The sequence below is a fragment of the Arenimonas sp. SCN 70-307 genome (assembly GCF_001724815.1).
In the GTDB taxonomy this organism is placed as follows: domain Bacteria; phylum Pseudomonadota; class Gammaproteobacteria; order Xanthomonadales; family Xanthomonadaceae; genus Arenimonas.
In genome coordinates this window covers 59,973-72,185 of record NZ_MEDO01000003.1, presented here as the reverse complement: position 1 = coordinate 72,185, position 12,213 = coordinate 59,973, and the positions used below count along the sequence as shown (strand labels likewise).

The window sequence follows — 12,213 nt, the reverse complement described above, 5'->3', positions numbered from 1 at the left end:
CGGGCTCAGGGCTGGCGGACGGGCAGGGTGCCGAAGTCGACGTCGGTTTCGGCGGCCAGCCAGGCCATCGCGGCGTAGGCGGCGACCTGCTGGTCCAGGGCCTTGGGGTCGATCTTGTCGAGGGTGTCGTTGGCCGTGTGGTGGTAGTCGAAGTAGTCGGTGCCGTCCTGGGCCAGCTGCGCCCAGGTGGCGCCCTTGGCCACGATCGGCCCCACGTCCGGGCCCGGGCCGCCGCCTTCGCGCTCCGTGACCACGCCCAGGGGCGCCAGCACTTCGCCGATCTTCTCGATCACCGGCCAGGCGGCTGGGTCCACGCCGGCGCGCAGGGCATAAACGCGGCCCGCGCCGAAATCGCTTTCGGCGCTGAGCTGGTGCGCGGCGATTTCGCCGGCCGCGGCGCGCGCCTCGGCATAGGCCTTGCCGCCGTACAGACCCTGCTCCTCGTTGGCGTAGGCGATCACGCGGATGGTGCGGCGCGGCGCCTGCTCGAGCCGGCCGATGGCCGCGCCCGCCGCCATGGTGATGGCCACGCCGGCGCCGTCGTCGATCGCGCCGGTGCCCAGGTCCCAGGAATCGAGGTGGCCGCCGATGGTGACCACTTCGTCGGGCAGGTCGCGGCCGCGGATTTCTCCGATGACGTTGTGCGAGGTGTACTCGCCCGGGTGCTCGGCGGCGATGTCCAGGCGCAGCTTCACCGGCTGGCCGCGGCGCAGCATGTTCACCAGCAGGTCGGCGTCGGGGTTGGACAGGGCCGCGGCGGGAATGCGCGGCACGCCCTCGTCGTAGCGCATGGTGCCGGTGTGGGCGAAACGGTCGGAGTTGGTGCTGATCGAACGGATGACCACGGCCACCGCGCCCTTCTTTGCCGCCTCGACCGCGCCGCGGCTGCGCGCGCCCACGGCCGGGCCGTAACCGCGGCCGTCCTTGAAGCGCACCATGCGGTTGGAGATGAAGGCGATCTTGCCCTCGAGGCTGCCGGCCGGCGCCGCTTCCAGCGCGGCCAGGTCGGCGAAGTGCACCACCTCGGCCTCGAGCGCACCCTCGGTGCCGATGCTGCCGCCGAGCGCGGTGATCACCAGCGGCTGCGGGAACGGCGCCACCACGTCGGCGCGCTCGTGGCCGCGCAGCCAGACCGGGAAGGTCACCGGCTCGAGGTAGACGCGGTCGAAACCCAGGGACTCGAACTTGGCCTGGGCCCAGCGCACCGCCTCGGCGTCGGCCGGGGTGCCGGCCAGGCGCGGGCCGACCTCGGTGGTCAGCGACTCGACGATGTCGAAGGCCTCGGTGCCGGCCAGGGCCTGGTCGCGCAACGCGGCGGCCACGGCGAGGTCGCCGGCGTCCAGGCCGGTGCCGTCGGAGGCCACGGCGGGCAGGGTGGCCAGCAGGGCCAGGGCGAGCAGGTTTCGGGCAAGGCGCATCAGGGTCTCCTTCAAGGCGACGCCGGCCACGGGGGCCGGCGCCGGGGGTGCATCGGGGGGATCAGCGCTGCTTGAGCGAATCGCGGATCTCGGTGAGCAGCTTCACTTCCTCGCTCGGTTCGGCCGGCGCCGCCGGGGCGGCCTCCTGCTTGCGCTTGAGCGTGTTGATCACCTTCACCGCCACGAAGATGGCGAAGGCGATGATCAGGAAGTCCACCACGGTCTGGACGAAGGCGCCGTACTTGACCAGCACCGCCGGCACCTCGGCGCCGGCCGCGTCCACCGAGGCTTCCTTGAGCACGATGGCCAGTTCGCTGAAGTCGACGCCGCCGACGATGTAACCCACCGCCGGCATGATGATGTCGTTCACCAGCGAGGCGACGATCTTGCCGAAGGCCGCGCCGATCACCACGCCGACCGCGAGGTCGACGACATTGCCGCGCATTGCGAATTCCTTGAACTCCGACACCATGCCCATGCGATGACCTCCCCGGTCGTTGAGTAGACGTGCAGGCCCGAATCTACCGCGCCCGGGCCTCAGGCGATACTGCCGCGCAGCTCCACCAGGCCTTCGATGCCGGCGTGGAAGCTATCGCCGCGCTGCAGCGCGGCCACGCCCGAGGGCGTGCCCATGTAGACCAGGTCGCCGGCCTTGAGCGCGTACAGGCCCGAAAGCGCGCTGATCACTTCCTCGACGGAGAAGACCATGTCGCCCAGCGGCGCGCCCTGGCGCGGCTGGCCGTTGACCTCGAGCCAGAGCCGGCGCCCGGCCAGCGCGCCGGCCGCGGCCACCGGCACGATTTCGCTGCAGGGCGCGGAGTGGTCGAAACCCTTGGCGGTGTCCCAGGGCAGTCCGCCGGCCTTGGCCCTGGCCTGCAGGTCGCGGCGGGTGAGGTCGAGGCCCACGCCGTAGCCGAAGACCAGCGACGACGCCTGCTCCACCGGCACCCCGCCGTCGGCGTCGCGGCCCAGCGCGACCACCAGCTCGACCTCGTGGTGCAGGTCCTGCGTGCCCGGCGGATAGGGGACTTCGCCGCCGCCGGCCACGATGGCGTCGCCGGGCTTCATGAAGAACACCGGGTTGCCGCGATCCACGCTGGCGCCCATTTCCTTCGCGTGTTCGGCGAAATTGCGGCCGACGCAGTAGATGCGGCGCACCGGAAACTGGCCACCGCCGCGCACGGGCAGCAGGGTGGGGGCGGGGACGGGGATGACGGGCTGGCTCATGCGGGGCTCCTGCGGGAGCGCCTATTGTGTAGGAGCGGCTTCAGCCGCGAAAAGGGCGCTCAGGCCCGAAGGGCCCTCCTACAGGGCGGCGCAGGCTCAGCGCAGGCTGAGCGGCGACGAGCCCGGCTCGCGCACGCGGGTGTATTCGCCCTCGATCACGTCGGCGTTGGCCGGCTGCGAGGGCTGGCGCGCGGCGCGCACCAGGCGGCGCACGGCCGCGAACAGCAGCATGCCCAGGCCGATGACCAGGCCGAAGGCCACCAGCACCACGATCAGCACCAGGCCCAGCAGGCCCACCAGCACGCGCATGAGCGGGCTCCTCGGCTTCGAGGGGCAGTAGCTGAACATGCGGTGGAAGAAAAAGGTCATGCGCTGGCGTGGCAAACTTCGGGAAACGGAGTATGGCGAGGCGCCGCGTGGAAAGTGTAAGTGGTTCGTTAATCGAGCTGGCCAGCTGGCCGCCCGAGGGTCTGTCGGAAACCGAGGTGGTGCTCGAGGGCGAGCCGCAGTCGCTGGTGCTGCTGCGCCAGGGCGAGTCGCTCAAGGCCTGGCTCAACATCTGCCCGCATGCCGGCCGCCGGCTGGACTGGGCGCCGGGCAAGTTCCTGGTCGACAAGGGCAAGCTGGTCTGCGCGGCGCATGGCGCGAGCTTCGAGCTGCAGCAGGGCGAGTGCGTGGCCGGGCCCTGCCGCGGCGCCTCGCTGACGGCCGTGCGCGTGGCCGTCGCCGCCGGCTAGAACATCAGGTTGACGATCAGCAGCACCAGGGCCAGGTAGACCAGGGTCAGCGGCGCGCCGGTGCGCCACAGGTCGCGCGGGCCATAGCCGGCCGGGCCGGTCACCATGGCCAGCACCGGGTTGGACACGCTGAGGAAGTTGTTCGAGGCCGAGAGCGCGACGATCAGCGCGAAGGCCAGTGGATTGCCGCCGGCGGCCAGGGCCACGTTGATGGCCATCGGCACCATCACCACGGTGGCGCCGACGTTGCCGATCACCAGCGCGAAGGCGGTGGCCAGCAGGCCCACGGCGGCCTCGATCACCCAGATCGGCACGTCCTCGCCGATGCGCTCGAGCACCTGCTGGGCGATCCACGCGGCCGCGCCGGTGGAATCCATGGCCCAGCCCAGCGGTATCAGGCAGGCCATCAGGAACACGGTCTTCCAGTTCACCGCGGCGTAGGCCTCGTCCATGTTCAGCACGCCGGCCAGCATCATCGCCGCGGCGCCGGCCATCAGCGCGATCGGCACCGGCACGAGCGTGGACAGCGCCAGGGCCATCGCGCCGACGAACACCGCCAGCGCCCACCACAGCTTCTGCGGCCGCTGCTCGCCCTTGGGGTAGTCGGTGACGACCACGAAGTCGCGGCTTTCGCTGGCCTGGGCCAGGTCGGTCCAGATGCTGTGGAAGACCAGCATGTCGCCGGCCTTGATCGGCATCTTGCGGATGTCCTCGCGCCAGACCTGGTTGTCGCGGTTGATCGCCAGCAGGCTGATGCCGAAGCGCTTGCGCAGCTGCAGGTTGGCCTGGGCCTTGCCGATGAAGGACGAGGTGGGCGGGATGACCGCCTCGGAAATGCCCGAGCGGCTGGGGTTGAACAGGTCGGCGAAGTGGCGCAGGCGCGCCGACATGCGCAGCAGGTTCTTCTGCGCGTAGTCCTGGATCGCCTCGCGCGGGCCCATCACGCCCAGCACGCTGCCCACCCAGATCATCTGGTCGGCCGGCGGCGCCAGCCGCGCCTCGTTGCCGCTGAGCAGGGCCAGGTAGAGCGGCGCCTCGCGCTGCGCCTCGGCCTCGCCCACGCTCATGCCCACCAGCGGGCTCTCGGCGGTGACGGTGAGTTCGTAGACGTCGCCCTCGATGCCGTAGGCGCGCGCGAAGTAGCTCTGGGTGCGGCCCGGGGCCACGCCCTTGTCCTCGCCGCGTGCGAACAGCTTGCCGCCCAGCCAGCGGTAGTAGCCCAGGCCCGCCAGCAGCAGGGCGATGCCGATCGGCAGCGGCGCGAACATTTCCAGCGGCTGCAAGGTGGCCACGCCCGAGGGCAGGTTGCGGTTGGCCGCCACCAGCAGGTCGTTGAGCAGCATCAACGGCGAGTTGCCGATCATGGTCAGGCCGCCGCCCATCACGATGGCGGCCGCCACCGGCAGCAGCAGGCGCGAGAGGCTGATGCCGGTGCGGCCCGACAGGCGCGAGGCCACCGGCAGGAACAGCGCCATCACCGAGGGGTTTTGCATGAAGCCCGACATCAGGCCGGCCATGGCGGAGGTGAGCACGATCAGGCGCTCTTCCATGCCCTTCGACAGCCGCAGCAGCCAAACGGCCAGGCGGTTGAGCGCGCCGGTGCGGTCGAGTCCGGCGCCGAGGATCATCGTGGCGATGACCGCGATGACGGCGTTGCCCGAGAAACCGTCGAAGAGCTGGTTGGCCGGCACCAGGCCGGTCAGGCCCAGCACCACCAGCACCACCAGCGCCGTGGCGTCGGCGCGGATGCGCTCGATCATGAACATCACCACGGTGAAGCCGACCAGCCCCAGCACGAGCATCATGTCGCGGGTCAGGGCCAGGCTGGTGTCCATGCGTGGGCGGTCTCCTCAGCAGCGGTCGTAGAGGAGGTCCCAGACGCCGTGGCCGAGTTTCAGGCCGCGGGTCTCGAAGTGGGTTTGCCGCCGCCATTCGGGCCGGGGCAGGCTGCCGCGCGGGCCGGCGCGGTTGCGCAGGCGCGGCTCGGCGTCGAGCACGTCCCACAGGTGCTCGGCATAGCCTTCCCAGTCGGTGGCCACGTGCAGCAGGCCGCCGGGCCTGAGGCGCTGGCTGAGCAGGTCCACGAAGGCCGGCTGCACCAGGCGGCGCTTGTGGTGGCGCTTCTTGTGCCAGGGGTCGGGGAAGTAGATGCGCACCTCGTCCAGCGAGCCCGGCGCCACGTCGTCGCGCAGCACCTCGACCGCGTCATGCTGGTAGACACGCAGGTTGCGCAGGTTCGCGGCCGCAGCGGCATTGAGCAGGCGGCCCACGCCGGGGCCGTGCACCTCGATGCCGATGAAGTCGCGCTGCGGCTCGCGTTCGCAGGCATACAGCAGCTGCTCGCCGTTGCCGAAACCAACTTCCACGACGACAGGGGCCGACCGCCCGAATACCTGTTCGAAGTCGCGCCGCTCACCGCGGTACTCCAACCCGAACACAGGCCAATGCAACTCAAACGCCCGCTTCTGCGCCTCCGTCTGCCGCCCCTGCCGCAGCACGAAACTGCGGATCGGGCGGTGGCGCGGGGCCGATTCCGGGGCGTCGTCGTCGCGGGTGCCGGTCATGCCCGGGCCCGCCTCACAGGAAGTGGCCGTCGAGCGGCGAGGAGGCGCTGGCGTGGCGCTTCTTGGGGATGCGCCCGGCCAGGAAGGCCTCGCGGCCCGCTTCGACGGCCTTGCGCATGGCGCTGGCCATCAGCACCGGGTCCTTCGCGCCGGCGATGGCGGTGTTCATCAGCACGCCGTCGCAGCCGAGCTCCATCGCGATGGCGGCGTCGGAGGCGGTGCCGACGCCGGCGTCCACCAGCACCGGCACCTTCGCGTTCTCGACGATCTCCAGGATCGACCAGCGGTTCTGCACGCCCAGGCCCGAACCGATCGGCGCGGCCAGCGGCATCACCGCCACGCAGCCGATTTCCTCCAGGCGCCTGGCCAGGATCGGGTCGTCGGAGGTGTAGACCATCACCTCGAAGCCATCGGCCACGAGGATCTCGGCGGCCTTGAGCGTCTGCACCACGTCGGGATAGAGCGTGCGCGGGTCGCCCAGCACCTCGAGCTTGACGAGCTTGTGGCCGTCGAGCAGCTCGCGCGCCAGACGGCAGGTGCGCACGGCGTCGTCGGCGGTGTAGCAGCCGGCGGTATTGGGCAGCAGGGTGTAGCGGTCGGGCGGCAGCACGTCGAGCAGGTTCGGTTCCCCTGGGGTTTGACCGATATTCGTGCGGCGGATGGCGACGGTGACGATTTCGGCGCCGGCGGCCTCGGTGGCGCGGCGGGTTTCGTCCAGGTCCTTGAACTTCCCGGTGCCCGTGAGCAGGCGGGAACGGTAGGTCTTGCCGGCGATCACCAGCGGATCGGCGGGCCGGGGGTCGGTGGCGTGGGTCATGCCCGGATTATGGCCCGATTCGCCGGGCGGGTTAACCCTTTCTTAAGCCCCGTTAAGGCGCATGTCACCCGCCGCCGATGGCGTGGATGATCTCGACCCGGTCACCCTCGGCCAGCGCGTGCTCGCCGTGGCGGCTGCGTGGCACCACTTCCTGGTTCACTTCGACGGCGACCTTGCGCCCGGCGAGGCCGAGCTGGTCGAGCAGGGACGCGACGGTGGCGCCGGTCGCGGCGGCATGGTCATGGCCGTTGAGCACGATTCGCATGGCGCGATTCTATCGCGCCGCGCGCGTTGCGGCCCGGGCCGGCCGGCCGGCATAATCCGGGCCGAATGCGGGTGTAGTTCAATGGTAGAACTGCAGCTTCCCAAGCTGCTAACGTGGGTTCGATTCCCATCACCCGCTCCAACCCTCGACGGCGGCCACGGGCCGCCGTCGTTCGCTTGGGGCCCGCGCCCCGCCACGGAGGATGCCTTGGCTACACCGCTGCCGCTGGGCTGGCGCGAGTGGCTGGCCCTGCCGGACCTCGGCATCACCGCCGTGCGCGCCAAGGTCGACACCGGCGCGCGCAGCTCGTCGCTGCACGTCGAGTCGCAGCACACCTTCGAGCGCGATGGCGTCGAGTGGGTGCGCTTCGAGCTCGACACCGGCCGCTACGACGCACCGCTCGCCTTCGGCGAGGCGCCGGTGCTCGAGCGCCGCAAGGTCACCGACTCGGGCGGCCACCAGACCGAGCGCATCTTCATCCTCACCCGCATGCGCCTGGCCGGCCTGGAATGGCAGGCCGAGGTGAACCTGGCCCAGCGCCGCAACATGCTCTTCCCGATGCTGCTGGGCCGCACCGCGCTGGCCGGCCGCTTCGTGGTCGACCCTTCCGCCTCCTTCCTGCAGGGCGACCTCGCCCCGGACTCCGACGCTTGAAACTCGCCATCCTCTCCCGCAACGCCAAGCTCTATTCGACCGTGCGCCTGGTCGAGGCCGCCCGCGAGCGCGGCCACACCGTGCGCGTGCTCGATCCGCTGCGCTGCTACATGGCCATCGCCCCCGGCCGCTTCGAGATGCACTACAAGGGCAAGGCCCTGACCGACGTGGACGCGGTGATCCCGCGCATCGGCGCCTCGATCAGCTTCTACGGCACGGCCGTGCTCCGGCAGTTCGAACTGATGGGTGCCTACAGCCCCAATCCGTCCGACGCCATCCTGCGCTCGCGCGACAAGCTGCGCTGCCACCAGATGCTGGCGGGCGAGGGCCTGGGCCTGCCGCTGACGGTGTTCGGCGACAACCCCGACGACACCGGCGACCTGCTGGGCATGCTCGGCAAGCCGCCGCACGTGATCAAGCTCAACGAAGGCACCCAGGGCACGGGCGTGATCCTGGCCGAGACCGCCAGCGCCTCGCGCAGCGTGATCGAGGCCTTCCGGGGCCTGTACGCCAACTTCCTGGTGCAGGAGTTCGTCGCCGAGGCCAAGGGCGCCGACCTGCGCTGCTTCGTGGTCGGCGACCAGGTGGTGGCGGCCATGCGCCGCCAGGCCAGCGAGGGCGAGTTCCGCTCGAACCTGCACCGGGGTGGCACGGCCAGCCCGGTCGAGCTGTCGGAGGCGGAAATCGACACTGCCCGCCGGGCCGCCCGGGTGATGGGCCTGGGTGTTGCAGGCGTGGACCTTCTGCGGTCGAAATCCGGGCCATTGGTGCTGGAGGTGAACTCTTCGCCGGGCCTGGAGGGCATCGAAGCGGCCTCCGGAGTGGACGTGGCGGCCTCGATCATCGACTTCACGGCCGCCGGGGTCCGTCCGGCCCCGAAAGTGCCCCGTCGCCGCCGGTCGGGATTAACCAAAGCCTGAGTCGGATTTAACGAAGACTTAATACCGCCGCGCCTAGGCTTGCTCGGCCGGTAGACCCGCGGTCCTCCTCGTCAGGTGGCACAACTGGATTAACGGCAATCGGGGCAGTAAGCAACCTTTCGGCCCGGGCTCGTCCCGGGCCTTTTCTTTTCCCGGCGCAGGCCCCTGCCTTCCGGCCTGTTTACACCGCGTGGACGTGTGGTAAGAATCGAAACTCCGTCCTCGAAAACAAATAAATAGGAGTCCCCCGATGAGAAAGACCCTGATCACCTGCCTGCTGGTCCTGGCGCCGGGCTTCGCCTTCGCCGCCCAGGAAGGCCAGCTGGCCCTCGCCGAGGGCGACTTCGCCGCCCAGCGCGCCGGCATCGAGAGCGAGCTTTCCGACGGCAAGACCTATGCCGAACTCAGCGCCAAGGACCGCGCCGCGGTGCGCGAGGCGCTCGACCGCATCACCCAGCAGCTCGCCGGCGTGGACTCGGTCGAGGAGCTCGACGAGCCGACCAAGGCCACCGTCTTCAACGAGCAGGAAAAGATCAACACCATCCTGACCCAGGCCCGCGCCGACAGCCGCCTGGTCTGCGAGCATAGCCGCCCGACCGGCAGCCACCGCAAGGTGACCCGTTGCCAGACCGTGGCCGAGCGCCGCCGCAACATGGAAGAGTCGCGCGACCGCCTGCACCGCCAGCAGAACGCCATCAACAAGAACGACCTGGGCGAGTGACCGGATGCGAATCCTCGTTGTCGAAGACAACCGCGACATCGCCGCCAACCTCGGGGATTACCTCGAGGACCGCGGCCACACGGTCGATTACGCCGCCGACGGCGTGACCGGCCTGCACCTGGCGGTGGTCAACGACTTCGATGCGATCGTGCTCGACCTCAACCTGCCGGGCATGGATGGCCTGGAGGTCTGCCGCAAGCTGCGCCAGGAAGGCCGCAAGCAGACGCCGGTGCTGATGCTCACGGCCCGCGATTCGCTCGACCACAAGCTCGAGGGTTTCGACTCGGGCGCCGACGACTACCTGGTCAAGCCCTTCGCGCTGCAGGAAGTGGAAGCCCGCCTGGCCGTACTGGCCAGGCGTGGCAAGGCCGCCCAGCCGCGCGTGCTGCAGGTGGGCGAGCTTGAGTACAACCTCGACACGCTCGAGGTGCGCCGCGGCGGCAAGCTGCTGCAGCTCAACCCCACCGCGCTCAAGATCCTGCAGTCGCTGATGGAGGCTTCGCCCTCGGTGGTCACCCGCCAGGAACTCGAGACCCGCGTCTGGGGCGAGGAACTGCCCGACTCCGATTCCCTGCGCGTGCACATCCACGGCCTGCGTGCGGCGGTGGACAAGCCCTTCGACACGGCGCTGATCCAGACCCGCCACGGCATCGGTTACCGCATCGCCGCTCCTGACGCGGGCTGAGCCATGCGCTACCGGCGTAGGCTTCGCAGCCGGATCATCCTGTCCTTTTTCCTGCTCGGCTTCGGGCTGACCGGCCTGTTCGCCGTCGCCACGGTGCTGCTGCGCGAGCAGCTCGAGGACCAGCTGATCGGCGAAGCGCTGGTGCAGAACGTCGACGACTACGCCGAGCAGTTCTATCGCGACCCGGAGGGCGCCGGCGGCCTGCCGTTCGAGAAGATCACCGGCATCGTCTACAGCGAGCGCCGCTTCGGCAACGTGCCCTTCAACTGGCGCGACCTGCCCGACGGCGTGCACGACGTCACCGAGACCGACGAGCGAGGCCGCAGCCGGACCTACAAGCTGGCGGTGAAGAAGGACGACGACTACTGGTTCTTCCTGAGCTACGACATCGCCCAGGAACGCGCCAGCCAGCAGCAGCTGACCTATGCGCTGGTGGGCGTGGTGGCGCTGTTCTCGGTGCTGTCGCTGGTGATCGGCGTGTGGTCGAGCAAGCGCGTCATCAGCCCCGTGACCGAGCTGGCGCGCCGGCTCGAGCGCCTGGCCGGGCGCGAGCAGCCCGAGAAGCTGGCGCCGCACTTCGCCCAGGACGAGGTCGGCCAGCTGGCCGCCGCGCTCGATGGTTACGCCGAGCGCATGACCACCCTGGTCAAGCGCGACCGCGAGTTCAATTCCGACGTGAGCCACGAGCTGCGCACGCCGCTGGCGGTCATCCGCGGCGCGACCGAACTCATGCTGGCCAACCCGGACCTGGCGCCGAAGATGCGCCAGCGCCTGGAGCGCGTGGACCGCGCGGCCCAGCAGTGCACCGACCTGACCACGGCGCTGCTGATGCTGTCGCGCAACGAGCGCGGCACCGGCCGCACCTACCTGCTCAAGCTCAGCGAACAGCTGGCCGAGGCGGCCCGCACCCAGCTGGGCGGCAAGCCAGTGACGGTGCTGGTGGAGGGCGACGCGGCCGTCGAGGTCGAGGCGCCCGAGGCGGTGCTGGCGGTGGCCCTGGGCAACCTGGTGGGCAACGCCTGCAAGTACACCTCCGAGGGCGAGGTGCGCATCGTGGTCGAGGCCGGCCAGGTGCGCATCGAGGACACCGGCCCGGGCCTGAGCGAGGAAGACGCCGCGCGCCTGTTCGAACGCGGCTACCGCGGCTCCGGCGCCGGCGGCACCATCGGCGGCGGCATCGGCCTGTCGATCGTGCGCCGCCTGTGCGAACTCTACGGCTGGACCGTCAGCATCGCCCCCCGCCCCGAGCGCGGCGCCGTCGCCATCCTGCGCTTTGTTCAGACGTAGTCGAGCCAGCCGCGCTTGTCGGGCGTGCTGCCGTCGAAGAGGCCGAAGAACAGCGACTGCAGGCGGCGGGTAAGCGCGCCGGGTTTGCCGGTGCCGACCGGGCGGCCGTCGACGCTGCGGATGGGCGTGATCTCGGCGGCGGTGCCGCACATGAACAGCTCGTCGCACAGGTAGAGGTATTCGCGCGGCAGGTCGCGCTCGACCACCTCGATGCCGGCGTCGCGCGCCAGGGTGATGATGGTGTTGCGGGTGATGCCGTTGAGCAGCGCCGCGCTCACCGGCGTGGTGTGCAGCGCGCCGTCGAACACCAGGAACAGGTTCTCGCCCGCGCCTTCGCTGAGCAGGCCGGTGGAGGCCAGCGCGATGCCCTCGCCGAAGCCCAGGCGCCGCGCCTCGCGCGCCACCAGCTGGCCGTTGAGGTAGTTGCCGCCGGCCTTGGCGCCGGCCGGGATGGTGTTGGGCGCGAAACGCTGCCAGCTCGACACGCAGGCGTCGATGCCGGCCTCGAGCACGTCCGGGCCGAGGTAGGGACCCATGTGCCAGGCCGCCACCGCCACGTCCACCGGCGTCTCGGCCGACAGGCCGAAGCCGCCCAGGCCGCGGTAGGCGATCGGTCGCAGGTAGGCGCGCGCCAAACCATTCGCCTTGATCACGTCGCGGCAGGCGGCGGCCAGCGTGTCGGAGTCGTAGGGGATGGCCATGTCGTAGATCCTGGCCGACGCGTAAAGCCGCTTGAGGTGCTCGCCGAGGCGGAAGATGGCCTGGCCCTTCGGCGTGGGGTAGCTGCGGATGCCCTCGAACACCGAGCTGCCGTAGTGCAGGCCGTGCGCCATCACGTGCACGGTGGCTTCGGCCCAGGGCTTGATGCGGCCGTTGTGCCAGATGTGTTCGGGGTAGTTCATGCTCATGCGCGGCTCC

General features: G+C 70.3%; 15 protein-coding genes and 1 tRNA gene. 7 read left to right on the top strand and 9 right to left on the bottom strand.

Features of this window, described 5'->3' with window-relative positions; all coding sequences use genetic code 11:
• Positions 1 to 5 precede the first annotated feature (5 nt).
• From ABS41_RS02280 to ABS41_RS02265, 4 genes are all read right to left on the bottom strand, one after another.
• Complete coding sequence (locus ABS41_RS02280) at positions 6 to 1,418, bottom strand: M28 family peptidase (protein ID WP_290589926.1); 1,413 nt, start codon at positions 1,416 to 1,418, stop codon at positions 6 to 8.
• Between the two features lie 61 nt (positions 1,419 to 1,479).
• Positions 1,480 to 1,896: a large-conductance mechanosensitive channel protein MscL gene (mscL, locus tag ABS41_RS02275; RefSeq protein WP_290589924.1), complete on the bottom strand. Its 417-nt coding sequence runs from the start codon at positions 1,894 to 1,896 to the stop codon at positions 1,480 to 1,482.
• Between the two features lie 59 nt (positions 1,897 to 1,955).
• Positions 1,956 to 2,645, bottom strand: a complete 690-nt coding sequence (locus ABS41_RS02270; protein WP_290589922.1) for a fumarylacetoacetate hydrolase family protein — start codon at positions 2,643 to 2,645, stop codon at positions 1,956 to 1,958.
• Positions 2,646 to 2,741: 96 nt separating this feature from the next.
• Positions 2,742 to 3,014: a hypothetical protein gene (locus ABS41_RS02265; RefSeq protein WP_290589920.1), complete on the bottom strand. Its 273-nt coding sequence runs from the start codon at positions 3,012 to 3,014 to the stop codon at positions 2,742 to 2,744.
• Between the two features lie 32 nt (positions 3,015 to 3,046).
• On the opposite strand from ABS41_RS02265, the gene ABS41_RS02260 reads away from it, so the two are divergent.
• Positions 3,047 to 3,382 (top strand): Rieske (2Fe-2S) protein, encoded by a 336-nt coding sequence (locus ABS41_RS02260; RefSeq protein ID WP_290589917.1) that lies wholly within the window; start codon positions 3,047 to 3,049, stop codon positions 3,380 to 3,382.
• On the opposite strand, the gene ABS41_RS02255 is transcribed toward ABS41_RS02260, so the two are convergent.
• The 4 genes from ABS41_RS02255 to thiS form a co-directional block, all read right to left on the bottom strand.
• Positions 3,379 to 5,217, bottom strand: coding sequence for an SLC13 family permease (locus ABS41_RS02255; protein WP_290589914.1), 1,839 nt, complete (start codon positions 5,215 to 5,217; stop codon positions 3,379 to 3,381). The genes ABS41_RS02260 and ABS41_RS02255 overlap by 4 nt on opposite strands.
• Before the next feature lie 15 nt (positions 5,218 to 5,232).
• Complete coding sequence (gene trmB, locus ABS41_RS02250; RefSeq protein ID WP_290589911.1) at positions 5,233 to 5,946, bottom strand: tRNA (guanosine(46)-N7)-methyltransferase TrmB; 714 nt, start codon at positions 5,944 to 5,946, stop codon at positions 5,233 to 5,235.
• Positions 5,947 to 5,959: 13 nt separating this feature from the next.
• Positions 5,960 to 6,763: a thiazole synthase gene (locus tag ABS41_RS02245; RefSeq protein WP_290589909.1), complete on the bottom strand. Its 804-nt coding sequence runs from the start codon at positions 6,761 to 6,763 to the stop codon at positions 5,960 to 5,962.
• A 64-nt stretch (positions 6,764 to 6,827) separates the two neighbouring features.
• A complete protein-coding gene (gene thiS / locus ABS41_RS02240) occupies positions 6,828 to 7,028 on the bottom strand; it encodes a sulfur carrier protein ThiS (RefSeq protein ID WP_290589906.1) in 201 nt (66 codons plus the stop codon).
• A gap of 67 nt (positions 7,029 to 7,095) precedes the next feature.
• Here thiS and ABS41_RS02235 point away from each other — a divergent pair.
• The 6 genes from ABS41_RS02235 (at position 7,096) to ABS41_RS02210 (ending at position 11,295) form a co-directional block, all read left to right on the top strand.
• Positions 7,096 to 7,169: transfer RNA gene (locus ABS41_RS02235), tRNA-Gly, on the top strand.
• 66 nt (positions 7,170 to 7,235) lie between these two features.
• Entirely contained in the window at positions 7,236 to 7,682 is a 447-nt protein-coding gene (locus tag ABS41_RS02230) for a RimK/LysX family protein (protein ID WP_290589903.1), read from the top strand.
• Complete coding sequence (gene rimK / locus ABS41_RS02225) at positions 7,679 to 8,602, top strand: 30S ribosomal protein S6--L-glutamate ligase (protein WP_290589901.1); 924 nt, start codon at positions 7,679 to 7,681, stop codon at positions 8,600 to 8,602. The genes ABS41_RS02230 and rimK overlap by 4 nt, the downstream gene beginning before the upstream one ends.
• Before the next feature lie 250 nt (positions 8,603 to 8,852).
• Positions 8,853 to 9,323, top strand: coding sequence for a hypothetical protein (locus ABS41_RS02220; protein WP_290589898.1), 471 nt, complete (start codon positions 8,853 to 8,855; stop codon positions 9,321 to 9,323).
• A gap of 4 nt (positions 9,324 to 9,327) precedes the next feature.
• Positions 9,328 to 10,008 (top strand): response regulator transcription factor, encoded by a 681-nt coding sequence (locus ABS41_RS02215; protein ID WP_290589895.1) that lies wholly within the window; start codon positions 9,328 to 9,330, stop codon positions 10,006 to 10,008.
• Between the two features lie 3 nt (positions 10,009 to 10,011).
• Entirely contained in the window at positions 10,012 to 11,295 is a 1,284-nt protein-coding gene (locus ABS41_RS02210; protein WP_290589893.1) for a HAMP domain-containing sensor histidine kinase, read from the top strand.
• On the opposite strand, the gene ABS41_RS02205 is transcribed toward ABS41_RS02210, so the two are convergent.
• On the bottom strand, positions 11,286 to 12,203 hold the full coding sequence (locus tag ABS41_RS02205; protein WP_290589890.1) for a branched-chain amino acid transaminase: 918 nt from the start codon (positions 12,201 to 12,203) through the stop codon (positions 11,286 to 11,288). The two genes, ABS41_RS02210 and ABS41_RS02205, sit on opposite strands and share 10 nt — an antisense overlap.
• Positions 12,204 to 12,213: the final 10 nt, after the last annotated feature.